Consider the following 23,913-nt stretch of genomic DNA (forward strand, 5'->3'; position numbering starts at 1 on the left):
TTATTTAACAGATTATGTTTATTTTATCTATATGGGAAAAATATCTTTCAGGGAATGATTAAAAAATAAGAACAAGCCTATCTGGTTAATTAAAGTTAAAGACGGGGGAGGTGATTAATCTTTTTGTCGCCGATAGCATCAAAGATACAAAGAGATGAAAATTGAGTATTCACCTTTTAATACTTACCATTATGAAAAAGTTTATATTAGCATTCGCATTATTACTTGGAGCTACTTCCTTTTACAATACAGTTGAAGCCCAAAGCATAAATATAAGTATCAATATAGGGCGTCAACCGGCATGGGGACCCGTCGGTTACGATTATGTAGGATATTACTATTTCCCTGATATAGATTGTTACTACGATGTGAATATGTCGATGTTCTATTACATGGATAGGGGGCGCTGGATTTCGGCACGCTATCTGCCATACGCATATCGCCACTACGACTTGTACGGGCTATACAAAGTAGTATTGAACGTAAATCAGCCTTGGAGATATCATAGCACTCACTACAGAGATTATGCAAGATACAGAGGACATCACCACCACAATCAGATAGTGATACGCGACAGCCGCGACCACCGTTACCGTGATAGCCGCAACAACAGGGTTAGCTGGTATGCGAACGACAGATCGAATAATCACAGAAGTGATAAATATTATAACAACGGCCGTACAGGTAATAATTATTCGAATAATTATAAATCTAACAACAACCGTCGCGATAATAATACTTACAGATCGGATAATCAGAAGAACTATCGTCAGGATAATAATAAGAGCAATAACAATTATCGTTCGGACAAAAGCAATAGCAGAACTGATAATAACAAAAATAATAACGTTCGTCAGAGCAGAAGTAAAAACAATGGTAGCAGCAGTTACAGCTCTTCGGGAAGCTCTAGCAGAGAGAGAAGCGGAAACAGTAAATCCAACAGCCGTTCATCATCTGCAAAAAGCAGCAATTACCGTTTAGCTTCTAACTCGGGACGTATGAGGTAAGTGTTTTAAGGTTAGGGTATAAGGATGGATAAGGTGTATATTTTATAAAAGATATGCACCTTGTCTTTGAAGGATAATCTGTATTTATAATATCTTTACCATAATAGTAATTTCAATAAACATAAACGATATGAAAAAGTGTCTCATCGCAATACTTGTCTTATTACTAGCCTTTCCGATGCTGATGAACTCCCAGAATCAGCTTGCACTGGAAGATATTTCCGGACGATGGATAGAGTGGGCGCGCATAGAGGGTGATAGCGTGCGTTTATCGGGAGACTTTGCCGACACATATATCTTTAGAGACAATATGGTGTTCCATAAGGGAGAAGCTTCCGAGGGAGTTATCCTGTTCAATGTCACCGGAAAATATACGATAGAGGGCGATTCGGTAAAAGTGTTCTATCGCGACTATCTGAATAAAAGGGCAAGCCGACAACCTGCTAAACAGCTCATATTAAAAATCCTTTCCAAATCGAAAGATGAGTTGCGTGTCGCCGTTATAGACTACGATTACGAGTATAAGATGATATTGAAAAGATAAGTTCTGCCCTCGGTAGACAATATTTTATAGATACTTCCGTTTATTGTAACGAAAGCAATTATTGAAATAGTTAATCATATGAATTACTATTAATTATAATAAAAAACGAAAATTATCTATATTTATTGATACATAAATACGTATCTTTGTCACCTTAATTATACACAATGGTTCATTCTACAAAACGATGAAAAAAGTCTTTTACATTTTATTTATAGCCCTGCTTGCACTTGGCTTTGCGAGTTGTTCTAATAATAGCGACGAACCTACTCCGCCTCCGCCACCGCCTACTACAGGACGCCCTGACACAATTCCTCCATTAGATCTGTTTGGTGAGTGGGAAGGTTATTATTCTTCAAAGGCTTTGATATCCAATCCGGGAACCAGTAGCCAAATGATATACCCGGGATTCCGTCTTATAGCACTCGATGGTTTCAGAACAGAGTTTTTTGATGATGGAACTGTACATCCTCAAGATAGCCGTTATAAATACAGGTTTAGGACTAAAAATCCTATCGGTGAGCAGATCGAATTAGGTTATTTCTGTACCCGGAAGGATTCCGTTCTTTTCAAATGGAAAAGCCACTATACAGGAATTGATACTACTACATGGAGGCGGGCTTCTGAGGTAAATACTACTAAGGGTATTATAAAGTGGGATCGTACATATGATGGGCGTACAAAAGACGGAACAAAGTTTAAGGTGACAGATGCCTATGCTTACCGTAATGTGAAAACCGCACCTGCTGCGACCGATGGCGTGAATCCGGCGAAGGTAGTGATCGATTTTCCTGATATGTCTACGGGGAGCTGGCAGATAGAGAACTGCCGCTACTATAATCCTGACCTCAATGTATCAGAGTCGGTAAGCATGACAAGAATATTGCAAGGCACGAAGTATAAATTCTACAAAGAGGGTAATACGCCTCGCTGTATAATGACATCTAAAGATTCGGAAGGCAACGAGGTTCAGCGCGATCACAGGCTGGTCATCATAGATGATGTTATCAATTTCATTCCGATTTATGACGGAGTAGAGGTTGGAGATAAAAGCTTCTATATGTGGGTGACATCGTGGGGTGGAAATAAGTATATAGACCTTAAGCAAACCCGCTATGATCAGGATGTAACCATTTTTGTGAAATATGAATTCGATGTACTACGTGTAGATGATTAATAATATACAAGTCAGATAATATAAAGAGCAATGGTAACTGGTTTACTGTTGCTCTGTTTTTTTGTATTTGCGGATGCTGTTTTTATTTTTCAGAATGAGGGAATCGGCAGTCAGGCTGACAATACTGAAAGTATTGCTTCGCACACTGTCATTATTCAGGCTGAGCATGTATTCGTGTATATTAAAGGTAAGGGTAACAGTATCGTTAAGATAGGGCATATACTGGGTAAAGGTATCTTTGTTGAAAACGATAAAGGTTTGCTGTTTGTTGTAGTCGATATAAACGGTATCCAGCTTCTTTGTCGCATGGCGTGTATCTACCAACATCCATCGTCCTTGTATCATTTGCATATTCATCTTATCGCTACTGTATGGTGTACAGAATGTAAAAACTGCGGTTAGCAGCATTATAGATATTGTGAGGTAAAGGTGTCTTTTCATGATCATTAATAACTAAAAAGAGACAGTCTTATTGTGTCTCAATAATTACAGTATTGTATATTGTTTGTTTGTCATGTGAATTTACTTCATGCAAAATAACGAATAAATTTCTATTAAAAGAACTTGCTGTAATGAAAAATGAAAGAATTTATCTATAGGATATATTCGGTTAATATCCATCAGCCAACAGTTAACAACAGAAGCGATCTTTGAAAATAAGAGCAAAAAAATAATCAGAAACAGTTATATGAAATATTTTCGTTCAAATTTAATCAGTTACTAAATCTCATTATATATTTTTACTATATTTGCTTAATCAATTTTAATGATTAAAAAAGGATATATGAAAACATTAGGAAATATTATCTGGGTTGTTTTCGGGGGATTTATGGTTGCTCTCGAATACTTTATTTCGGGTTTCCTGATGATGCTTACTATTATTGGTATCCCATTCGGCATACAGGCATTCAAGATGGGTATATTGGCTTTATGGCCTTTTGGCAGTAAGATAGTAGAGGATGAAAATTCTTCGGGGTGCCTTAGTCTCGTAATGAATATAATCTGGATTATTATAGGTGGATTCTGGATTGCCCTTACTCACTTGTTCTGGGGGCTCCTGTTCTGTATCACAATCATAGGTATTCCCTTTGGTAAACAACATTTTAAACTAATTCATTTGGCACTGGTACCTTTCGGAAAGAGGGTAGAGTGAGATTTAAAACACAGACTAACATTATGAAACACATCAATTTTCTTTTGCTGATAGCTTTAGCTACATGCTTTGTATATCAGGCATCTGCTCAAAGTCGGTCTGCGGCAACAGGTAATCTGAAGATAGAAAAGCAATCAGAAAAACTTCGGATTGCTACAGGTTGGAAACAGGATATATCCGGTAATTGGATATCTAATGTAAACGCTATATCAGACACCAAACTGGATGAACAAAGTCTGAGCACTGCTCCTCAGAATTTTAAGTGGCTTCAATTCGTTTTGCTGAAAAATGGCAATCAGAATATTTACACTCTTCTTTATGAGAATACAGCGTATCTCTCAAGTTCGAAGAATGAGAGACGTGTCAATTTTTATCTGATGACCGATCAGTCATATCTGAAGATAGTAGATGCCGTAAAACAGAAAAATGGAGAGACTCTGACTATACATGCAACTTCGTACGGTTACATGTCAGATAGTGATGGTGATTTTTCTTCTACGAAGTTGATGAATCAAATAACTCAGTCAATAGCTGCAAATAATGGTGACCTGTATGATTTCTCGGTGAATGCGCAATATGTAGATAACGAAGATGTGGTACGCTTCCGTATTCCGGAGAAAACTTCTATTATGAGCGGAAGCTTGGTCAGTAGCTATTTTGAAGTTAAATTGTCAGATTTTGAGAATATCTTATTGCCTGCACCCGTTGTTAAAAATGCAGATGAATTCAGTCTGGATGCTCCAACTCCTGATAAGGTGCGGGAAGCAGGTACCAATGCTGCTACTCCGGTTCCGGTAGTTATAGCAGCCCTGAATGATGACATTGTAGACCGTGTGTCTGCGGAAAAAGCAGAGACTAAGACCGATGATTTTTCGATAAGCAATGATGCACAACAAGTGGTAAATGTACAGTATGCCGATACTATAAGTGCCGAAGAGCCTGTGGATGAACTGGCAGACCGACAAGTAAAGGAAAGAGCTGTGGTGTCGGAGCCTGTTGCCGTATTCTCCGGTATCGAAGGGTGGTATCATACATCCGAAGGTGAATGGGTTAATGATAAAAACCATCAGTACGATTTCGAGACAGTAGGCCGTTACGAACTTCGCAACTTTAGCTATCATCGGAAAAACTATCTGTTACTGGTAAGATATGAGAAGTATGCAGGAGAAAACTACTATCTGATCTCCAGAGATGATTATACACAAACCATGCAGGATATGGAAAAGTCGTCAATGCTGAAATTTCCTGTTATCGTTCAAGCCGGATTAGGCTATAGTTTTCAGGATATGATAGAACTGTGCGAGAAAACATTGGATACACCGGTGAAGAAAGACGCTGTTGTATTTAAGAGACAGTATCTGGTGATGCAATATAAACTGTCTAAGGCAAAAGACGTAGCCCGTTTCTTTATCTTTTTGCAGTCATGCTCGAGATATGGTGCCGAATCGTCACCCGAAACATGTAATATTGTAGTGTCAAATAAGGTCAGATACGCAGACGAAAGCTTATTGATGACAGACGGGCTATTTGGTAAAGCCTATTACGAATCATCATTCAGTAAATTCATGGACTTCTTTCGTAAACCACTTCCGGCAGGAGCACTTCCTGTGCAGAATCAAGAACAGTTCTAAACAAATTTTGTAAACATAAAAAAGGCTTTCGTAATCGAAAGCCTTTCTTTATCTCTTAGGTCTGAATCCTTTCTGCAAAGAGGAACCTCTGGGCTCTATGTCTTTAATATCCTGATATTTCATCTGATCGTCTTCCTTTAGTACCGTACATGGAAATGGATCGTCGAAGTTCACAAATCTGCCATTTGGTACTTCCGGCGATTTGCTGACATATATAGAAATATCCTTGTTGAAATGATACAGATGGAATTCGTCCTTATATGCATGCTTCGATTTAAGCAATTCGCGGTAGGAGAAAGGTCTGTACAGAGCCGTATTAATATTGCGCACACCATCTTTTTCATCCTTCAATGCAAACATGTTGGCGAACCTTTCGGTGCGGGCTATCGGCCAGTATATAAGTATCAGTGCAAATATGGCAAGGACTGTAATTCCTGCTTTAGGAAGTAATATCTCCTTCTTTGCAGAGAGTACCATAAATATAATATAATACATCAGGGCAAATAGTATTCCTCCTGCAAATCGGGGATCGGGGCCTCCCTTAAACCAAAGGGATAATATGGCGGCAAGTACCAGAAAGATGAAATAGGCAGCCTTGTTCAGGTATTTCTTTTTGATAAAGCAATATACGGTAACTACAGGAGCTATTATAAAAGAACTCATGTAGGCGGCATATGTCAGCCAATTGATAATCGACTGAGGCGCAAATTGCCAATGGGTAAGCACCCAATACATATCGCCGAAAGTGCGGATGCCACAGGTGTAGATGAAGTCAAGCTCTTCAACGACTACATAATCGGGGATTTTCCATTCTACGGAAAAGAGGTCTATTGTATTGAAAGGGAAAATCAGATATCCGGTGATAATAACGTTTCTGACCATCCATAGTGCTACAATAGTGAACGATATGGATGCGAGAAAAACAAGAGAGTGTATTTCCTTTCTTTTGAATCCGATGATAACTGCATATAGTGATATGAGGCATAACGGAGCGATCGAAAGCTTAAATGTAACCAGTGATACCGGAACAAATATCAATAACAGAAGCTTATTTTTGAAGTCATCGGGATATAACAACAGGCGAGCTATAATGTAGAATGATACCACATTGGGGATAGCATCGGTTGATGTTGCTGTAAAGGAGTAGCCGAATATGAATATATAGCCGGTAAATACTATTAATAATACAACCCTTTTCAGCTCGTAGCCTGACTGAATGATGTCTTTAATAATCCAGCAGATAATGAATACAAGGACAAGGACATGCAGGCTATAGATAGATTCACCGAATATGAACCTGAAGCTGAACAATGCGGATAACAACATATAGTTGGAGTTGAATCCAAATCGGTGTTCTACATTACCCAGTCCCGGTACTACTGCATACTCTTCGTTCCAGCGTATGTTTTGCTGATGGTAAAAGAGAGAGTCAAATGTGCCTATTTGCCATAGTATAACAGCCATAAGGCTCAGCACAGGGACGGCAAATATAAAAAGTTGCCATACTGAAAATCGTTTTATCCTGTTCCTGATTTCATTAGTTGCTATCTTGAGGCGATTTCTCCTTATAACCCAATAAGTAATACTGAGTATGATGGATGCCAAAAGTATATACTTATTTGTGGGTAGCCACAGCGACGATATACTCAGAGGTATGAGCGTAGCACACATCCCTAACAGAAACGTATCCGTTAGTCCGTATCGCTCATTTTGCTTGCAAATGTTATTATAGAATGAGACCAGAAAATCACCAAATGATAGAAATACTATCGTTATGACAATCCAGGAAATAGTTACAGCGAACATATTTTTTAACCCAATTTGGGTGCAAAGATAAGGAAAATTCTTCTAAGATACCTCATTATTGGCCGTAGTCGCAGACGAAAAAGAAAGTATAGTCACCTACTGTTTCATTATCTACATTCAGCCATCTTACCTGTTTCTTTGGAGATATTGTTTTGGCTATCCTTTTTCCGGTAGAATCGAAATCCTCTACAGACAACACTCTGAAACGCTTGTTGACGCATTCGTACTCACATTCGTAAATGCAATAGCTGAAATCATTCCATTTTTCAGCTTTCTCGGGTTTACCCATTTTTGCGTACTCTGCACGTATTTTATCCACATATAGCTTCTTGCTTTCGGGAGTGATATAGACCCGTTTCTCTCGTGCATACATCAGTGCCCCTTCGTGCCTTATGCTGGCTGTGTCTGTGTATATCTCGACATCCTCTGCTAAGGCTACATTGAACCAACTATCAGCTTTTTGAATGTTGTTACTTACTTGTGTAGTCTGGCATCCTGTAAGTAACAGAAGAGAGCAAGTAATAATAGTATAAAAGTATTTCATCATTTCGGGTTGTTTGTATTAAATGTGGTACAAAAAGGTCTTTGACCCTGATAGACAAAGATAACCTATCAAAAGTTTTCAACACTACTTTTTTTACTAAAATTTGTATATAATAATTTATTATCTTTGTTAGATTAATGATTATAATTATTGGATAAATATAAATGAAATATATATCAGTTTTTTGCGGTTCATCATCAGGTAATGAGAAGGTTTTTGTAGAACAAGCCAAATTATTAGGGCAAACTATAGCCCGTAAAGGTTATGGTGTGGTATATGGTGGAGCCCGTATTGGTCTGATGGGGGCTGTAGCCAATGGTGCCCTTGAAGAAGGAGGAGAGGTAATTGGTGTAATTCCTGATTTCCTGAAACAAAAGGAGCTCGAATATAAAGACCTCACACGTATGCATGTAGTGGAGACTATGCACGAGCGGAAAGCTTTAATGAATGAACTCTGCGACGGTATTATTGCGCTTCCGGGTGGATACGGAACGATGGAAGAATTATTTGAGATGCTTACATGGGCACAGTTGTCTTTGCATAAGAAACCCATTGCCATTCTCAACACAGAAGGCTATTATGATCCGCTGATCGCTATGTCGGAAAAGATGATAGAAAAAGGGTTCCTAAAAGAAGAATACAGAGAATTGCTCATAGTAGAAGATAATATGGAAAACATGCTGGAGAGAATGGAATCGTTTGTACCCTTGAAGAATGACAAATGGTTTGTAGTTAAATAATTGAGAGAGAATAATTAAAACAGAAAAATTATGGCATTGAAAGAAGGAGATAAGATTCCCGAAATATTAGGTACCGATCAGGATGGAAAAGAAGTGAAAGCTTCTGATTATGCAGGTAGCAAACTTGTTCTGTATTTCTATCCGAAAGACAGTACACCCGGTTGCACAGCCGAAGCATGCAGCTTCAGAGACAACTTCTCAGCTTTGCGCAAAGCCGGTTATCAGATTCTGGGCGTAAGCGTAGACAATGAGAAGTCACATAAGAAGTTTATCGAGAAGCAACAGCTACCTTTTCCGCTTATAGCCGATACCGATAAAAAGCTGGTGGAAGCATTCGGTGTATGGGGCGAAAAGTCCTTTATGGGACGTAAGTTTATGGGAACAATACGCACAACCTTCCTTATCGACGAATCGGGTACTATCGAAAAAGTGATAGGGCCAAAAGAGATCAAGACTAAGGAACACGCTACACAGATATTAAATAACTAAATATAAACAAACCGAAAAAGGATTATAATGGCAGAAGAAAAAGAAAAGAAAGCAGCGCCTAATGCAGAGAAAATGAAAGCATTACAGGCTGCGATGGAGAAGATAGAGAAGAGTTACGGTAAAGGCTCGATCATGAAGATGGGCGATGATAAAATTGATGAGATTGCCGTTATACCTACAGGTTCTATTGCTTTGAATGCAGCTCTGGGTGTAGGAGGATATCCACGCGGAAGAGTAATTGAAATATATGGCCCGGAATCTTCCGGTAAAACAACATTGGCTATACATGCAATAGCCGAAGCACAGAAAGCCGGAGGCATAGCAGCATTTATTGATGCCGAGCATGCATTCGACCGTTTCTACGCGGAAAAACTCGGAGTAGATATTGAAAACCTTTGGATATCGCAACCCGATAGCGGAGAGCAGGCATTGGAGATAACAGAACAACTGATCCGTTCATCAGCTATTGATATTATCGTTATCGACTCGGTAGCGGCACTGACTCCTAAAGCTGAACTTGAAGGTGAAATGGGAGACTCCAAAATGGGGCTTCAGGCACGTCTGATGTCACAGGCTTTGCGTAAGCTGACTGCTGCTATCAATAAGACAAGTACCACATGTATTTTTATCAATCAGTTGCGTGATAAGATCGGAGTAATGTTTGGTTCACCCGAAACTACTACCGGTGGTAATGCCCTTAAATACTATTCGTCTGTCCGCCTCGATATTCGCCGTATCGGACAACTCAAGGATGGAGACGAAGTAAAAGGTAGCCAAACGCGTGTGAAAGTGGCTAAGAATAAGGTGGCACCACCATTCCGTAAGGCTGAATTCGACATCATGTATGGCGAAGGAATATCGCGTTCGGGTGAGATTATCGATCTGGGAGCAGAGCTTGGAATTATCAAGAAGAGTGGTTCATGGTATAGCTATAACGAAACCAAGCTGGCGCAGGGACGTGAGGCTGCTAAGGAAGTCGTAAAAGATAACCCTGAACTGGCTGATGAACTCGAAGGATTGATCTTTGCTGCATTACAAGATAAGAAATAAGCTAATCTTCTTTAATTAGAAGAGATTTACATACTATAATGCCTTGAATGTTTGTTCATTCGGGGCATTATTGTTTATCTTTAATGTTAAAATATTATTGTAAGTTGATATGAAGCGATTACTCTCTATTCTAACCCTATTCTTCGTTATATTGTTGTCTGTATCGGCAAATATGGCTTCTCCGTATATTCGGATGAGCAATACTTCGGAAGCATATTCGAGTAAAGATATAGACATACTTAGCGAGCAGCTTACGATAAAGATAATTGACGAGTACAATGCCCGATTTACTGTTGTCTACAATGTTAGGTCTGATAGGCAAGGGGTGCAGATTCCACTGGTATTTGATACAAGGATAGGTGTAAGCGAAGATCCCGAATGTTTTAAGGTTTGGGTAGATGGTGTACAAATACCCGTTTCGGCGATTCCTTCGACTTATGAAGATCCCAAAGCCCTGCAATGGCAGGATTCTCTGGATAACCATCTACGCTATTCACAGGAAAGAATTCCTAATCTTATAGGAATGAAATACTTTGAGGTAAGTTTGTCGGCAGGCGAGCATAAAATACAAGTAGAATATACGCTGATAGCTAATGAATATTTAGGCAACCCTGTTAAGGAATATCGTTTCTATTACAATCTGGAACCTGCCCGTCACTGGCGCTCCTTTAGCGATCTGAGTGTCACTATCGACGCCTCAGAACTTAAATACCCCGTCTTTACGGATTTAGGCGAAAATAAAGAATTTACCGGAGTGAAGCAATGGCAATTTCCGCAGCTGCCGCAGGATGGATTTTCATTGTGGTATACTCCCGATGTAGGCTGGTTTGCATCGTTTATGACTGCTACTACACCCGGAAATGCCTTTATCATTTTTGTATTGCTGGCTGCTATTCATATCTATCTGATATTGCGTTACCGTACAGCAAATCCACATAAACGTATTTCGCCTGTTGTTGTATTTGGTAGCATATTGCTTCCGTTTATTTTCTGTCTTTTATTTATGCTTTTCTTTAATCTTACCGATTGGGTAATAGGTGAGCATGCATCGGGACAGCAAAGATATACATATCTCATTTTTTTAGTATATCCTGTACTTCTCATTATTTACTGGCTGGTGATGTGGCTGATAGACAGGGCCAAGAAGCGCAAGTTGCTGAGAGTCCGTTAAAAAATGAAGGCTCCGGATAATCACTACCCGAAGCCCCCCATATTTACCATCTAAGTATAATAAATGAAAAATTATTTCTTCTTTTCAGTTCCGCTTATCACTTTCTGAATATCTTCCGGTGTAAAATTACCCATGATACGAATCAAGGTAACTTTATTATTCGGTTTGTTGACAAACATTACCAAGTCCTTGATTTTGTCACTGTCCTTATCTTTTTTTGCATAAAAAGTGATATTTTCACCCGGTTCTTTTACATTCATCAAGGTTTCATAAGCCTTCGATTTAGCCAACGATTCCGTTTCTTTCCTTATCACCTTTGCAGCGTTTTTGTTGTCATCACTGCGATATATCTCTACTTGTTCCAGCTTTTCGGTAAGGCTTTTCAGGTCTACACCTCCGGCATCGATATTAGGCATCAGGCTTAACAGTGATTTCGATACAAATACAGTAGTCACATCTTTGTGATTAGACAATTTTTCGAATATATTGTTCTGAGCCTGTACGCTAAGACCGCAGATCAATAGTATTATAATGAATGATGCTTTTATTTTCATAACTTTTCCCTAGTTTATAGTTTTGTTAAGTATTTCGTGTGTTTTATCTATATTTTCCGATATAATTTCCAGCTGGCTGACTCCTTTATTAAAATTAGATGACAGCAGGATCAGTGCTTCACGGGCTTCTTCCATTTTCAACCTATCTTCGGGTGCGGCCGCTGTTATATCAGTGTTTGTTACTTCTTCCGTTTTATTATTAATATACAGTCCGGCAGAAATCAGTAAGGCAACGCCCGCAGCTGCGCTTCCTGCCCATAACCACAGTTTTTGTTTATTCTGTGCAGGCTTTACTGATTCTTTCCGGGCCAAATCGTCTATAAGATTGTTTAATTTAAATTCCAGTTCCTGTGGATAATTGATAGTATCAGGCTCATTTAACTTCAGGAATAGCTCTTTCTCCTGAAATAGTTCTTCTGCTACATTATCGCTGTTGAAATAATCGAGCAGTTTTTGTTCCTCTGCCTGACTAGTTTCGCCATTGTAAAAAGCTTCCAGTAATATTTTAATTTCGTTAGTATCCATTTTTATTCATATTTAATGAATTGTTCCCTTATCGTTTTTCTTGCCCTCGACAGAATAACCCGTATGTTTCCCGGACTAAGACCCGTTATTTGTTCTATTTCCTCATCAGAGTATCCTTCCCAGTGTTTCATCATCAATATTTCTCTTTGTTGTTCGGGAAGCTTGTCTATTAGTTGCTTTACTATGTTTGCATCACTTTGTAACTCTATTTGTTTCGATAATAAAACTGTTTCGGGTATATCTGTATCATAATCGCTATGATTATCATTTTTTGTTTTTCTCAGATAATCCAGACATGTATTTCGTAATATGATAATAGCGAACGCTTCGGTATTATCTACAGCCTGCATGTCGTTACGTTTACTCCAGAGTTTCATAAAAGTATCTTGTACTATATCTTCGGCTCCGGCTGCGTCTTTTACGATACGATAGGCTGTTCTGTATAATTTTTGATGATATGGAAGAAACGCTTTTTTAAAAGTTTCAGCATCCATCTTACTCTTTTTTTGTTTGCTTCTTTATCAAAATAATTTGCAATGTTTTGGCTTATACTGCTTTTCAGTACTTCTCAAATACTAAGACGTAACAGCCCCCATTTTTGTTACAGCAAAAATAGATAAAAATAAGAATAAAATATAAAATGGCTGTAATCCAGTGGAATACAGCCATTCTATATGAGTAGATAATATTTTATTTTGCTGCGGTATCCTTTACAAATTCAAGAACGATATCTCCGTTTTTGAAGAATGTTAGTTTATCTCCGTTCAGTCCGGCTTGCAGAGGTGTTGCTGTCAGTAATGACGTAAACATTCCCTCACCTTTGAGGCTTGGGCAAGCCATCATAGTAGCTGCCGCCGGTTTAAATGTGATGGTGTTTTCTTTCAGTTCGTAGGTTGTACGATATGTGTTACATCCTCCCTGACCAAATACTTTACCATCGGCAGCAATTTCCATAGTCGGCTGTTTGTCGGTAAACAGGGTAGCCATATCGCCGCCTGCTATGGTGACAAGATTCCATTTACCTGTCAGGCTCTCTGCATTTACAATACCTGCTGATGCCGATTTTTGAGCGGGTGCTTCTCCTTTTGCAAATTGCAGAACTACTACATCTCCCTGTGAGAAGATCAGATCGCCTGCATCACTCACCGAAACAGATAGGTTTGGAGTAGACAATGCAGTGAGGAACTGTGGTTCCTTGTTTTCCTGAAAACAGGCCTTCATTGTCGAAACCAGATTCGGCGCCGAAAACTCATTCTTTTCATTTAGTGTAAATCCTCCCGAGAAGTTGTTACAACCTCCGCTTCCTGATATTGTGTTGTTCTCGAAATCGAATTGCAGTCCCGGATTCACACCTTTAAATGCGTCTGCTGCATTTTCCCCTTTCAGAGATTTCAGAGTCCAGTAACCTGCAAGTTGCGCTTTATCTACCTGTTTTACTGAGTTGCAGCTTTGGTTCCCCAAAGCGATAGTGATTACAGCAATTGATAATATTGCTGATTTTAGCATTTTTTTCATAATCTGTTTTTTATATTTCTTATTTAAATTATCTCGAATCGGTCGGCATCTTTCCATACCGGAAATTTTGCTCTGAAATGTTCCAGTTCGATTTTTGATATACAAACAGTTTCTACCTGCTCTTGGTTTAATGGAATGGCAGAAATTTCATCACCTTTGGCGTTTATTAGCTTAGAACCACCTTCGTGATCGAGGTTATTGCCATCTGTTCCTATCCTGTTTACTCCGCATACATAACTCATATTCTCCAATGCGCGTGCAATGAGCAGTGTATTCCATACCTTAGCCCTCGATGCAGGCCAGTTGGCTACATAGATAAGCAGATCGTAAGCATTGTCTACATTGCGTGCCCATACGGGAAAGCGGAGATCGTAGCAGATAAGCAGACAAATATTGAATCCTTTGTAGGTGAAGATAATTTTTTCGCTTCCTGCCGAGAAATACTGAGGTTCGCCTCCCATCCTGAACAGGTGCCGCTTGTCATAATAATGTTCATCAGCAGGTGTAATAAAGAAGCCACGATTGTAGTAATTTCCGTTGTCTTCGGCAATATAACTACCGCAGATAGCTACATTGTATTGCTTGCTCCATTGTTTTAGCGAAGTGATTGTATTGCCGTTGTCAGGCTCAGCCAGATTGCGGCTGTTCATCGAAAATCCGGTAGTACACATTTCGGGCAGTACGATGATGTCTGTCTTACCCGAAAGGGCGGATATGACTTTTTGTATATAATCGAGATTTTTTTGCTTGTTTTCCCAAGCAATGTCATATTGTACAAGACTGATTCTTAATTTTTCATCTTGTTCCATATCCTCTAAGTTTTATTTTCTTATAAAGAAAAATACTGTGGGTGTCGGGCAACTACGCCTTTATAATACGATTTTATCTTTTCTATATCTCCGTCTGCATCACCTGTAGGATAGAATACATTCTTGAAATCGGCTTCCTTTTTACCATAGTCCAGTGCTGCTACCACAATGGGAACATTGGCTGCCTGTGCTATGAAGTAGAATCCTTTTTTCCATTCAGTATTCAGTTTACGGGTTGCTTCGGGAGTTATTGCCAGTTGGAAATTGTCTTTCGAAGCATATATTTCCGCCATTTGTTCGGTGAGAGATGTCTTGCGTGAACGATCGACAGGGATGCCACCCAAAGCTTTGAATAACAGGTTCATCGGGAAGAAAAACCATTCTTTCTTTATCAGGAAAGAAGCTTTCCGTCCCATTGCCTTATATACGACCAATCCCAGCGGCAGATCCCAGTTGCTTGTGTGTGGTGCCACGCATATGACGCATTTGTCGGGAAGGTTTGTCTCACCGGTTATTTTCCACCCGATAAGGTTGAGTATAAATTTGCTGAAACTTTTCATTTGCCCAGAGATGCTATTTCTTTAGCTATAGCATTGGCCTGTTCCTTCAGGTCGGTTCTCAGTTTTTTATAGTAAGCCTTAACTCTGCCTTTTACATCTTTTCCTTCAGTAGCACTGACACGTTTTATCAGTTCGTCCTGCGTTTCCACTATACGTTCCATTACTTTGTCGGCTGCATTTTTATCTGCATCCACTACATATAATTTATAGAACAGGCAGTCGATATAAAGCAAGTCCATCAGCTCATTTATGTTTTTTTTCAATTTTCTTCTACTACTCATGTGGAAATATTTTTATTAAGTTCTTATCTTTACTATCTTTGTCGTCTTTTTGGACGATGAGGCAAAGGTACTAAAAAAGATACTGATAACCCTTAATAATTTTCTGTAATTAACAAGTCCTGATAAAGATTAGCCAGACGATAAAAGAGTTAAACGCTTATGATAAAAGCAGATTACACACCGGATTATATTTTTGAAACTAGTTGGGAAGTATGCAATAAGGTAGGAGGTATTTATACCGTATTGTCAACAAAAGCAAAGTCGATGCAGACGTTGTGCAAAGACCGGGCAATATTTATAGGACCCGATGTATGGACAGAATCTGAAAGCCCATGGTTTAAAGAAGATAAGAAGCTATTCGAAGACTGGCAAAAAGTAGCTATACTGAACGATAGACTCAATGTAAGAGTAGGGCGTTGGCTGGTTCCCGGTGAGCCTGTTGTCATATTGGTAAAGTTCGACCAGTTTTTTCCTGTAAAAGATGTGATATACGGCGATATGTGGCATAAGTTCGGAGTAGATTCTCTCAATGCCTACGGTGACTATGACGAATCGTGTATGTTTGCTTATGCTACAGGTGCAGTTATAGAAAGCTTTTATAAATACTATAAGCTGGATAACAAGAAAGTGGTAGCTCATTTCAACGAGTGGATGCTCGGAATGGGTGCTTTATATATAAAAGACCGCCTGCCTCGTGTAGGTACACTATTTACAACGCATGCCACTTCTATCGGGCGTTCTATAGCCGGAAACGGGAAGCCACTGTACAATTACCTCGCAGCTTACGATAGCGACCAGATGGCTCGCGAATTAAATATGGAAGCAAAGCATTCCGTAGAGAAGATAGCAGCTCAGCAGGTCGACTGCTTTACGACAGTAAGTGATATTACAGCCAGAGAATGTAGGCAATTGCTTCATCGTGACCCGTTGGTAACACCTAACGGTTTCGAGAAAGACTTTATACCCGTAGGGGAGGCGCATGAGAAAAAACGTCTGACAGCCCGTAAAAAGCTGATAAATGTAGCTGAAAAACTGTTGGGCTACGACATACAACCCGATGCGTTACTGGTGGTAACCAGTGGACGATACGAGTACCGCAATAAGGGAATAGACGTATTTGTGGATGCGATGCACCGCCTTGAACAGATTAAACAACTGGAGAAAGATGTGATCGCCTTCATTATGGTTCCTGCATGGATAGACGGGCCGAGAGCAGATTTACAGGAACGGTTGAAATCAAAAAAGAATCCGGTAACACCACTGAGCCATCCTCATATAACTCATTGGCTCCGCAATATGAATCACGATTCGATATTGAATCAGATAGATTATCTGAATATGGAGAACAAAAAAGAGGATAAGGTAAAAATAATATTTGTACCATCGTATCTGAACGGCAGTGACGGTATTTTCGATATGCCGTATTACGATCTGCTGATAGGAATGGATGTGAGCGTGTTCCCATCGTACTACGAGCCATGGGGATATACCCCGCATGAAAGTATTGCTTTCTCTGTGCCTACTATAACAACCTCATTGGCCGGATTCGGCTTGTGGATGCGCAAAATGGGTGATGAGAGAGGAATGGATGATGGTGCAGAGGTGCTTACACGCGATGACTACAATTTTATTGAAGTGTCAGAAGATATTTGCAACCGCGTGTTTGAAATGGCTACCAAAAGTAATGAGCAGGAGAAGATTCTGCGCAAAGCGGCATTAGACAGGGCAGCATTGGCCGACTGGTCTCATTTTTATCAATATTACAAAGAGGCTTACACGATTGCATTGAAAAAGGCAGGAGCCAGAGGATAAAAGTTCATGCAAACGATTGCAGTTTTTATAGTGTAAGTTGTATATATGCAATGAGAATCAAGTGCTTCTGATTCATTATATTTGTAACTTAAGAAAAAACGTAAACAAACAACAAAACATTATCGTTATAAATAAGATTAATCTATAGTTTAAACAAAAATATTTATGAGAATTAAAGCTAGTTATTCAAACACTCCATCGTGGAGAAGTGCCTACACTCAGGTGAATTTGCCTAAAGAATTACTTCCTTTGGAGAAGATTTCGCGTAACTTGTGGTGGGTATGGAACAATGATGCAACTGATCTTTTTGCAGAATTTGACCCTCAAGGATGGAAAGATTCGGGACACAATCCTGTAGTTTTTTTACAAAAACTCTCTTATGAAAGAATAGAAGAAATACTGAAAGATGCAGCCTTGATGAGCAAGGTGAAAAGCGTTATTAAGAATTTCGAATCATATATGTCTGCAAAATATGATACGTCAAAGACATCTGTTGCCTACTTCAGTATGGAATACGGATTCACGCATGTATTGAAGATCTATTCGGGTGGTCTTGGCGTTTTGGCCGGCGACTATCTGAAAGAAGCCAGCGACAGCCATGTAGACCTTACAGGTGTAGGATTCCTGTACCGTTACGGATATTTTACACAGTCCATCTCTCCTGACGGACAACAGGTAGCTAACTACGAGCCTCAGAATTTCGGTGAGCTTCCTATCGAACCAGTACTGAACGAAGACGGAAACCAGATGATATTGGCTGTACCATATCCTGACAGGGATGTGTATGCAAATATATGGAGAGTAAATGTTGGACGTATAAGTCTGTACTTACTCGATACGGATATCGATCTGAACAGTGAGTGGGATCGCCCTATAACTCACCAATTATATGGCGGAGACTGGGAAAACCGCCTGAAACAAGAATATCTGCTAGGTATCGGTGGTATTTTGTTGTTGAACAAACTTGGAATAAAGAAAGAAATATATCACTGTAACGAAGGACACGCTGCATTTATCAACGTACAACGTCTGGTTGACCTTATCGAAGGTGAAGGACTTACATTCAATCAGGCATTGGAAGTGGTACGTGCTTCAGGACTTTATACAGTGCATACGCCGGTTCCTGCCGGACACGACTACTTCGATGAAGGTCTGCTGGGTAAATATATGGGGAACTTCCCTGCGCGTCTGGGTATCTCATGGCAGGACTTTGTAGATATGGGACGCGAGCATCCGGGTAGCGGAGAGAAATTCAGTATGAGTGTATTTGCTCTGAATACCTGTCTCGAAGCCAATGGTGTAAGTTACCTGCACGGAATTGTTTCCCGTCACATGTTCCAACCGGTATGGCCGGGTTATTTCCCTGAGGAACTGCATGTAGGACATGTAACCAATGGTGTACATATGCCTACATGGACAGCAAAAGAGATGAAAGATTTGTACGAACGTACATTCGATAAGAATTTCTACGAAGATCAGTCAAATCATGAAATATGGGATAACATATACAGCGTGCCTGATGCAGAAATTTGGAAATTGCGTATGGCAATGAAGAAACGTCTGATCAGCTATGTGCAGGAACAAATGAAAGAAGGTTGGATCAAAAGCCAGAAAGCACCATCGGCAATTTTATCTGTTGTGGATAAAATTAATCCAGATGCTCTGCTTGTAGGTTTCGGTCGCCGTTTTGCTACATACAAACGCGCTCACCTGTTGTTCAAAGACCTTGATCGTTTGGCTAAACTGGTAAATAACGAAAAATATCCGATACAATTCCTGTACACAGGTAAGGCTCACCCTGCCGATGGAGCAGGTCAGGGACTGATCAAACAGATTGTTGAAATTTCGCGCCGTCCTGAGTTTTTAGGAAAAATCATATTCCTCGAAAATTATGACATGCGTTTGGCAAAACGTCTGATCTCAGGTGTCGATATTTGGCTGAATACACCGACTCGTCCGTTGGAAGCTTCCGGAACATCGGGTGAAAAAGCTGAGATGAACGGTGTCCTTAACTTCTCTGTACTAGACGGATGGTGGTATGAAGGATATCGCAAAGATGCAGGCTGGTGTCTGACTGACAAGCGTACATATTCTAATCAGGCATATCAGGATGAACTGGATGCTAATGAAATATATGCTACGTTCGAGAACGAAATCCTGCCATCATATTATGCGCGTAACTCAAAAGGATATTCACCTGAATGGATACAATACATTAAAAACTCTATCGCTCATATTGCACCGGAATATACTACCAAGCGTATGATCGACGATTATATCAATAACTTCTACAAACCGGAACAATCCCGCGTGAAACTGGTAACGGCAAACAAATATGCTAAAGCCAAAGAACTTGCAGCATGGAAAGAAGATACCGCTGCTAACTGGGATAAGTTTACGGTAGAAGAACTGACATTCAATGGTCAGGATATCAACAATGGAGCACAGCTGGCTTCATCTAATCTGACAGAAGGAGAAAAACTAAATGTGAAAGTTGTAATCGACAAAAAGGAGATGAAAGGCGATCTTGGTATCGATTGTGTCCTTACGGTATATGATCAGGACAAGAAAGAAGAAAAGTTTATCAGAGCAATTGAATTTAAGGAAACTAAAAAAGAGGGAACTAAAGTTCATTTTGAACTGACTGCCGAAGCTAAGATACCGGGTATGTGCAACTTCTCATATCGTGTTTATCCTAAACATGCAGATATGGCACACCGTCAGGACTTTGCTTTTGTAAGATGGATTTAATAAAACAGATCATTCTATAGTAAATGAAGGTATCCGAATCGGGTACCTTCATTTTTTTGTATGAGAATATAAATCATACCAATCAGTATTTGAACGTGTATGAATTTAAGGTTCAATTTGTATAATCTCAATCTTAGTCTGGAGTTAATAGATTTAGCTCATGACTAACGCGCACTCCTGTGCTTGTTTTTACTTTTGCATCGCCCAAAAGTAAACAAAAGTCTAGTGCTTCGCTCCTCAGCGACCTGTCAACGGTTTGACGGCTGAAGGGGACAAACGGGCTATCGCCCCATCCCCTTCTACGCCGCCTGCACCGGACAGGTGCCCACTTGCGGAGCTAATGCACAGAGTCGCACGCACCGACAAGGCAAGATAATCGCCAGCCCCGCGCCGTTAGCTTTATGGACGGGGCACCCGTAGGGTGAGAAAGGCGTAAAACAAAAAACGTGTTTGAGCTTAGCCGTTGGTTCGTATTATGTAAAAACCATGAGCGAGTTTTTTTTGTTTAGCCTTTAAGCCCTATAACGGGTCGTCCTATGAAGCGGGGCGCTAAAGACTTTTTGATTCCTTTTGCGGCTTTGGGCAAAAGGAATACAAGCAATCTGTGATTGCGCGTAGAAAGAAATTGAACGTTTATTTGATATAACATCAAATACTGATTCGCATTATTAGCTATAATTCATAATTCAATAGATAAACATTCTTAATAAGAATACAGCGATTTGAGGAATTTATTTATATTTGCTTACAGAACGTCTATATTTTTCAAACTTAGGGGTTTTACATTTAGAGATATACGCCAGATTGAAACGACAAAACATGAGATATAAAACAATAATTCTTGCACTCACTTTACTCTTCTTCTGTACAGGGATTGCGGCAAAAGATGGTATAACAGTCAGACCGATACAAACTGGCATAGCGACCGGGAATATTGTTGCTCCACAATTTCCCGGTGGGGAAGAAAGTTTATATGCATTTCTGAAAGAAAATATCATATATCCGCCTTTGCTGGTAAAAATAGAAATGGAAGGCGATATTAATATCCTGTTTACTATCAACAAGGAGGGTGTTGTTAAGAACGCTGAAATAGCGAAAGGATTTGATCCGCTGGCCGACAACGAAGTTCTCCGCGTAGTAAAAGCTATGCCCAGATGGACACCTGCATCCAAAAATGGAGAAACTATAGACATACAGCAGGGACTGAATGTAACCTTTACTTTGAATGATGAACTGAAAGAATGGGTGAAGAAAAACGGTGTTAATACAGCTGCGACTCCTCCTATAAAATATCCTTCAGGTGTAGAAGTCGATAATATAACAAATGACTCTATAAACTCAAATACTTCTGTATCGGCCGTTGAATCCGACCCCTCACTCAATCGTTATCCCGAATTTCCGGGTGGACAGGAGGCTTTAGATACTTATCTGCAAACAAACATGAAATATCCTAAAAGGGCTTTACAGTACGGTATAGAAGGACGTGCGATATACAATCTGCTGATAGAACCCGATGGCGAGATATCCAAAATCTGGGTGTTCAAGAGCTTGTTCCCCGACTGCGACCAAGAGGCATTTTACCTGATAAAGAAAATGCCGAAATGGACACCGGGGCTGAAAGACGGAAAACCTGTAGCCATGCAGGTAATGCTGCCCATACCATTTGTATTGCCTAAATAAAATAACAAAAGACTGAACCTTGAGATTCGGTCTTTTGTTTTAAATGCAACTATATTAAAACAGTATCGGAAATTTATTCATAAATTTGCATAAATTTAATTTTTCAATCAGGAATATATGACGACAAAAGAACAGTACTGGAAATATACGCTCATCGCTCTTATCGTGTTTATGGCAATCCTACTGTTTCGCGAATATGCACCTTTCCTCAGCGGATTTCTCGGAGCCAGCACCGTATATATATTGGTCAGGAAGCAGATGTTCTACCTGATAGAAAAGAAAAAATGGGGGAGAAGCCTGTCTGCATCGCTCATATTGGCCGAAGTGCTCCTTATCTTCCTCATTCCCTGCTCGTTTGCCGTATGGTTACTCATCCAAGAACTACATGGTATCAATCTAGACCCTTCCGCTACAATAAACGTCATACAAAAATTTGCCGATGCCATAAAAGAAAAAACAGGATACTATGTTCTTAGTACCGACAATATGGTGAAGGCCGCCGCGTACCTGCCTAAAATAGGACAAATAATAATAAACAGTGTGAGTAGCTTTGTACTCAACTCGGTAATCCTGCTTTTTGTCCTCTACTTTTTGTTGATAGGCGGACGAAAAATGGAAGAATACTTTTACGATCTCCTGCCATTCAACAATGCCAACAAGAAAGATGTACTACGCGAAGTAGATGTAATGGTAAAATCGAATGCTATCGGGATTCCGCTACTTGCCATCATACAAGGATGCTTTGCATTTGCCGGTTATTGGATTTTCGATGTTCCCAACCCTGTTTTATTCGCATTTGTCACCTGCTTTGCTTCCATTATTCCGGTAGTAGGTACTATGGCCATCTGGTTCCCGATTGCTATATATATGGCAATCAGCGGCGATTGGATGAATGCACTTGGTCTGACGGCTTATTCACTTATCGTAATCTCTAATGTCGACAATCTGTTACGCCTGTTTCTGCAAAAGAAACTGGCTAATATACATCCGCTAATCACCGTATTCGGGGTTGTGATCGGTTTGTCTGTATTCGGATTTTGGGGTGTGATATTCGGGCCACTGTACCTGTCGATGTTCGTATTACTTGTCAATATCTTCAAACAGGAATATCTGGATAAGGATCGCTAGAAAGGCGTACCTACACAATATCGCTACGCTGTGCCGCCAGTCTGGCTCTCTTCTGTTCGTTCATTACAGACCACATTTGCAGCAATACTGATAATATGATCAGTAGTAGCCCGGCATAAAAGGAAACATTCAGCTCTCTGGCTTCACCGAATATTATCATAGCCAGAATGATACTGTACACCGGTTCGAGATTGTAACTGAGATTCATCGTAAAAGCCGAAACGCTCTTCAATGCCTGTATCTGCAACATATACAGCCCGATGGTACATACTGCCGCAAACAGGAACAAATAGAGCAGATTGAGACTGTCCGGCACATACGATTCTACCGGAAAGAAGTATAGGTAAACAGGCATCATAAGGCTCAGGCAGGCAAAGCCACCGATCATTTCGTAAAACAATGTTGTATCCCATGTATAGGAAGTGGTGCTCCCTACCCTCTTATTGGCAATGACAAAGCAGGCCGCCAATGCCGATGATATTGCACCCAGCAGTATTCCTGTACGGTAACGTGTATCGAAGTGGAAAATGAGGGCAACCCCACAAAGGGCAATTATGCTGAATAGCAATTCGCGTACCGAAATCTTCTTACGGCTAATCAACGGTTCGAAAATGGCGGTAAAGAATCCTGTCATAGAAAAGCAGACTACCCCGATAGATACATTCGAGGCTTTAATGCTAGCATAGAAAAACAGCCAGTGCAACATCAGCAGCAAACCCACAAAACCAATCTTCAACATATCGCGTAAAGGAATCACTTTCAGTTTTCGGGTAAACCAAAGCAGCAATAAGAGCATAATGGATGTAATCAGAATTCTGTACCACACCAGCATGCCTTCGTTCAATGTGATCAGCTTACCGAAGATTCCTGTAAATCCGGCAATAATGATAGATAGATGCAGTTTGATAAATGCCTGTTTCATCAGTTGTAAGAATATCAGGCAAAGATAGGATTTTTCCATAAAGAAAAACCTCAAAGCTAAAAAG

General features: G+C 40.0%; 24 protein-coding genes. 13 read left to right on the forward strand and 11 right to left on the reverse strand.

Annotated elements, in window-relative coordinates:
- Window positions 1–191 precede the first annotated feature (191 nt).
- From M2448_RS02860 to M2448_RS02870, 3 genes are all read left to right on the forward strand, one after another.
- Window positions 192–1,007: a hypothetical protein gene (locus tag M2448_RS02860; protein ID WP_280644772.1), complete on the forward strand. Its 816-nt coding sequence runs from the start codon at window positions 192–194 to the stop codon at window positions 1,005–1,007.
- A gap of 130 nt (window positions 1,008–1,137) precedes the next feature.
- Entirely contained in the window at window positions 1,138–1,551 is a 414-nt protein-coding gene (locus M2448_RS02865) for a hypothetical protein (RefSeq protein ID WP_280644773.1), read from the forward strand.
- Between the two features lie 187 nt (window positions 1,552–1,738).
- Entirely contained in the window at window positions 1,739–2,728 is a 990-nt protein-coding gene (locus M2448_RS02870) for a hypothetical protein (RefSeq protein ID WP_280644774.1), read from the forward strand.
- A gap of 42 nt (window positions 2,729–2,770) precedes the next feature.
- On the opposite strand, the gene M2448_RS02875 is transcribed toward M2448_RS02870, so the two are convergent.
- The gene (locus M2448_RS02875; protein WP_280644775.1) at window positions 2,771–3,169 is read right to left on the reverse strand and encodes a lipocalin family protein; all 399 of its coding nucleotides are present in this window, start codon (window positions 3,167–3,169) and stop codon (window positions 2,771–2,773) included.
- Window positions 3,170–3,512: 343 nt separating this feature from the next.
- On the opposite strand from M2448_RS02875, the gene M2448_RS02880 reads away from it, so the two are divergent.
- Both M2448_RS02880 and M2448_RS02885 read left to right on the forward strand, forming a co-directional pair.
- Complete coding sequence (locus tag M2448_RS02880) at window positions 3,513–3,881, forward strand: YccF domain-containing protein (RefSeq protein ID WP_280644776.1); 369 nt, start codon at window positions 3,513–3,515, stop codon at window positions 3,879–3,881.
- Between the two features lie 23 nt (window positions 3,882–3,904).
- Window positions 3,905–5,512 carry a hypothetical protein gene (locus tag M2448_RS02885; RefSeq protein WP_280644777.1) on the forward strand — a complete coding sequence of 536 codons (1,608 nt, stop codon included), beginning with the start codon at window positions 3,905–3,907 and terminating at the stop codon, window positions 5,510–5,512.
- Between the two features lie 48 nt (window positions 5,513–5,560).
- Here M2448_RS02885 and M2448_RS02890 read toward each other — a convergent pair whose 3' ends face one another.
- Together M2448_RS02890 and M2448_RS02895 are read right to left on the reverse strand one after the other, a co-directional pair.
- Complete coding sequence (locus M2448_RS02890) at window positions 5,561–7,318, reverse strand: hypothetical protein (protein WP_280644778.1); 1,758 nt, start codon at window positions 7,316–7,318, stop codon at window positions 5,561–5,563.
- Between the two features lie 55 nt (window positions 7,319–7,373).
- Window positions 7,374–7,865: a surface-adhesin E family protein gene (locus tag M2448_RS02895; protein ID WP_280644779.1), complete on the reverse strand. Its 492-nt coding sequence runs from the start codon at window positions 7,863–7,865 to the stop codon at window positions 7,374–7,376.
- A gap of 161 nt (window positions 7,866–8,026) precedes the next feature.
- On the opposite strand from M2448_RS02895, the gene M2448_RS02900 reads away from it, so the two are divergent.
- The 4 genes from M2448_RS02900 to M2448_RS02915 all read left to right on the forward strand — a co-directional run bounded on the left by M2448_RS02900 (window position 8,027) and on the right by M2448_RS02915 (window position 11,312).
- On the forward strand, window positions 8,027–8,602 hold the full coding sequence (locus M2448_RS02900) for a TIGR00730 family Rossman fold protein (protein ID WP_280644780.1): 576 nt from the start codon (window positions 8,027–8,029) through the stop codon (window positions 8,600–8,602).
- A 30-nt stretch (window positions 8,603–8,632) separates the two neighbouring features.
- Entirely contained in the window at window positions 8,633–9,091 is a 459-nt protein-coding gene (gene bcp / locus M2448_RS02905; protein WP_280644781.1) for a thioredoxin-dependent thiol peroxidase, read from the forward strand.
- A 27-nt stretch (window positions 9,092–9,118) separates the two neighbouring features.
- Window positions 9,119–10,141: a recombinase RecA gene (gene recA, locus M2448_RS02910; protein ID WP_280644782.1), complete on the forward strand. Its 1,023-nt coding sequence runs from the start codon at window positions 9,119–9,121 to the stop codon at window positions 10,139–10,141.
- Window positions 10,142–10,250: 109 nt separating this feature from the next.
- Entirely contained in the window at window positions 10,251–11,312 is a 1,062-nt protein-coding gene (locus M2448_RS02915) for a hypothetical protein (protein WP_280644783.1), read from the forward strand.
- Window positions 11,313–11,383: 71 nt separating this feature from the next.
- On the opposite strand, the gene M2448_RS02920 is transcribed toward M2448_RS02915, so the two are convergent.
- From M2448_RS02920 to M2448_RS02950, 7 genes are all read right to left on the reverse strand, one after another.
- Window positions 11,384–11,866, reverse strand: a complete 483-nt coding sequence (locus tag M2448_RS02920) for a DUF4252 domain-containing protein (RefSeq protein ID WP_280644784.1) — start codon at window positions 11,864–11,866, stop codon at window positions 11,384–11,386.
- A gap of 9 nt (window positions 11,867–11,875) precedes the next feature.
- Window positions 11,876–12,391 carry a hypothetical protein gene (locus M2448_RS02925; RefSeq protein ID WP_280644785.1) on the reverse strand — a complete coding sequence of 172 codons (516 nt, stop codon included), beginning with the start codon at window positions 12,389–12,391 and terminating at the stop codon, window positions 11,876–11,878.
- A 2-nt stretch (window positions 12,392–12,393) separates the two neighbouring features.
- Window positions 12,394–12,885 (reverse strand): RNA polymerase sigma factor, encoded by a 492-nt coding sequence (locus tag M2448_RS02930; RefSeq protein ID WP_280644786.1) that lies wholly within the window; start codon window positions 12,883–12,885, stop codon window positions 12,394–12,396.
- A gap of 196 nt (window positions 12,886–13,081) precedes the next feature.
- Complete coding sequence (locus M2448_RS02935; RefSeq protein ID WP_280644787.1) at window positions 13,082–13,906, reverse strand: META domain-containing protein; 825 nt, start codon at window positions 13,904–13,906, stop codon at window positions 13,082–13,084.
- A 23-nt stretch (window positions 13,907–13,929) separates the two neighbouring features.
- A complete protein-coding gene (locus M2448_RS02940) occupies window positions 13,930–14,715 on the reverse strand; it encodes an amidohydrolase (RefSeq protein WP_280644788.1) in 786 nt (261 codons plus the stop codon).
- A 20-nt stretch (window positions 14,716–14,735) separates the two neighbouring features.
- Window positions 14,736–15,275: a 1-acyl-sn-glycerol-3-phosphate acyltransferase gene (locus tag M2448_RS02945; RefSeq protein ID WP_280644789.1), complete on the reverse strand. Its 540-nt coding sequence runs from the start codon at window positions 15,273–15,275 to the stop codon at window positions 14,736–14,738.
- On the reverse strand, window positions 15,272–15,556 hold the full coding sequence (locus tag M2448_RS02950) for a hypothetical protein (protein ID WP_280644790.1): 285 nt from the start codon (window positions 15,554–15,556) through the stop codon (window positions 15,272–15,274). Before M2448_RS02950 ends, M2448_RS02945 begins: the two co-directional genes overlap by 4 nt.
- Window positions 15,557–15,715: 159 nt before the next feature.
- Between M2448_RS02950 and M2448_RS02955 the strand changes: the two genes are divergently transcribed.
- The 4 genes from M2448_RS02955 to M2448_RS02970 all read left to right on the forward strand — a co-directional run bounded on the left by M2448_RS02955 (window position 15,716) and on the right by M2448_RS02970 (window position 22,927).
- On the forward strand, window positions 15,716–17,368 hold the full coding sequence (locus tag M2448_RS02955; RefSeq protein WP_280644791.1) for a glycogen/starch synthase: 1,653 nt from the start codon (window positions 15,716–15,718) through the stop codon (window positions 17,366–17,368).
- Between the two features lie 165 nt (window positions 17,369–17,533).
- On the forward strand, window positions 17,534–20,119 hold the full coding sequence (gene glgP / locus M2448_RS02960) for an alpha-glucan family phosphorylase (RefSeq protein WP_280644792.1): 2,586 nt from the start codon (window positions 17,534–17,536) through the stop codon (window positions 20,117–20,119).
- An 819-nt stretch (window positions 20,120–20,938) separates the two neighbouring features.
- Window positions 20,939–21,799 (forward strand): energy transducer TonB, encoded by an 861-nt coding sequence (locus tag M2448_RS02965; protein WP_280644793.1) that lies wholly within the window; start codon window positions 20,939–20,941, stop codon window positions 21,797–21,799.
- Between the two features lie 117 nt (window positions 21,800–21,916).
- On the forward strand, window positions 21,917–22,927 hold the full coding sequence (locus tag M2448_RS02970) for an AI-2E family transporter (RefSeq protein ID WP_280644794.1): 1,011 nt from the start codon (window positions 21,917–21,919) through the stop codon (window positions 22,925–22,927).
- A 10-nt stretch (window positions 22,928–22,937) separates the two neighbouring features.
- Here the strand turns inward: M2448_RS02970 and M2448_RS02975 are convergent, their stop codons facing one another.
- Window positions 22,938–23,849 carry an EamA family transporter gene (locus tag M2448_RS02975; RefSeq protein WP_280645048.1) on the reverse strand — a complete coding sequence of 304 codons (912 nt, stop codon included), beginning with the start codon at window positions 23,847–23,849 and terminating at the stop codon, window positions 22,938–22,940.
- Between the last annotated feature and the right edge of the window lie 64 nt (window positions 23,850–23,913).

The organism is Dysgonomonas sp. PF1-14, from assembly GCF_029892965.1.
Classification (GTDB): Bacteria; Bacteroidota; Bacteroidia; order Bacteroidales; family Dysgonomonadaceae; genus Dysgonomonas.

Coding starts and splice junctions, on each gene's coding strand:
- M2448_RS02860 (WP_280644772.1), top strand. CDS start 192: ATGAAAAAGTTTATATTAGCATTCGCATTATTACTTGGAGCTACTTCC.
- M2448_RS02865 (WP_280644773.1), top strand. CDS start 1,138: ATGAAAAAGTGTCTCATCGCAATACTTGTCTTATTACTAGCCTTTCCG.
- M2448_RS02870 (WP_280644774.1), top strand. CDS start 1,739: ATGAAAAAAGTCTTTTACATTTTATTTATAGCCCTGCTTGCACTTGGC.
- M2448_RS02875 (WP_280644775.1), bottom strand. CDS start 3,169: ATGAAAAGACACCTTTACCTCACAATATCTATAATGCTGCTAACCGCA.
- M2448_RS02880 (WP_280644776.1), top strand. CDS start 3,513: ATGAAAACATTAGGAAATATTATCTGGGTTGTTTTCGGGGGATTTATG.
- M2448_RS02885 (WP_280644777.1), top strand. CDS start 3,905: ATGAAACACATCAATTTTCTTTTGCTGATAGCTTTAGCTACATGCTTT.
- M2448_RS02890 (WP_280644778.1), bottom strand. CDS start 7,318: ATGTTCGCTGTAACTATTTCCTGGATTGTCATAACGATAGTATTTCTA.
- M2448_RS02895 (WP_280644779.1), bottom strand. CDS start 7,865: ATGATGAAATACTTTTATACTATTATTACTTGCTCTCTTCTGTTACTT.
- M2448_RS02900 (WP_280644780.1), top strand. CDS start 8,027: ATGAAATATATATCAGTTTTTTGCGGTTCATCATCAGGTAATGAGAAG.
- bcp (WP_280644781.1), top strand. CDS start 8,633: ATGGCATTGAAAGAAGGAGATAAGATTCCCGAAATATTAGGTACCGAT.
- recA (WP_280644782.1), top strand. CDS start 9,119: ATGGCAGAAGAAAAAGAAAAGAAAGCAGCGCCTAATGCAGAGAAAATG.
- M2448_RS02915 (WP_280644783.1), top strand. CDS start 10,251: ATGAAGCGATTACTCTCTATTCTAACCCTATTCTTCGTTATATTGTTG.
- M2448_RS02920 (WP_280644784.1), bottom strand. CDS start 11,866: ATGAAAATAAAAGCATCATTCATTATAATACTATTGATCTGCGGTCTT.
- M2448_RS02925 (WP_280644785.1), bottom strand. CDS start 12,391: ATGGATACTAACGAAATTAAAATATTACTGGAAGCTTTTTACAATGGC.
- M2448_RS02930 (WP_280644786.1), bottom strand. CDS start 12,885: ATGGATGCTGAAACTTTTAAAAAAGCGTTTCTTCCATATCATCAAAAA.
- M2448_RS02935 (WP_280644787.1), bottom strand. CDS start 13,906: ATGAAAAAAATGCTAAAATCAGCAATATTATCAATTGCTGTAATCACT.
- M2448_RS02940 (WP_280644788.1), bottom strand. CDS start 14,715: ATGGAACAAGATGAAAAATTAAGAATCAGTCTTGTACAATATGACATT.
- M2448_RS02945 (WP_280644789.1), bottom strand. CDS start 15,275: ATGAAAAGTTTCAGCAAATTTATACTCAACCTTATCGGGTGGAAAATA.
- M2448_RS02950 (WP_280644790.1), bottom strand. CDS start 15,556: ATGAGTAGTAGAAGAAAATTGAAAAAAAACATAAATGAGCTGATGGAC.
- M2448_RS02955 (WP_280644791.1), top strand. CDS start 15,716: ATGATAAAAGCAGATTACACACCGGATTATATTTTTGAAACTAGTTGG.
- glgP (WP_280644792.1), top strand. CDS start 17,534: ATGAGAATTAAAGCTAGTTATTCAAACACTCCATCGTGGAGAAGTGCC.
- M2448_RS02965 (WP_280644793.1), top strand. CDS start 20,939: ATGAGATATAAAACAATAATTCTTGCACTCACTTTACTCTTCTTCTGT.
- M2448_RS02970 (WP_280644794.1), top strand. CDS start 21,917: ATGACGACAAAAGAACAGTACTGGAAATATACGCTCATCGCTCTTATC.
- M2448_RS02975 (WP_280645048.1), bottom strand. CDS start 23,849: ATGAAACAGGCATTTATCAAACTGCATCTATCTATCATTATTGCCGGA.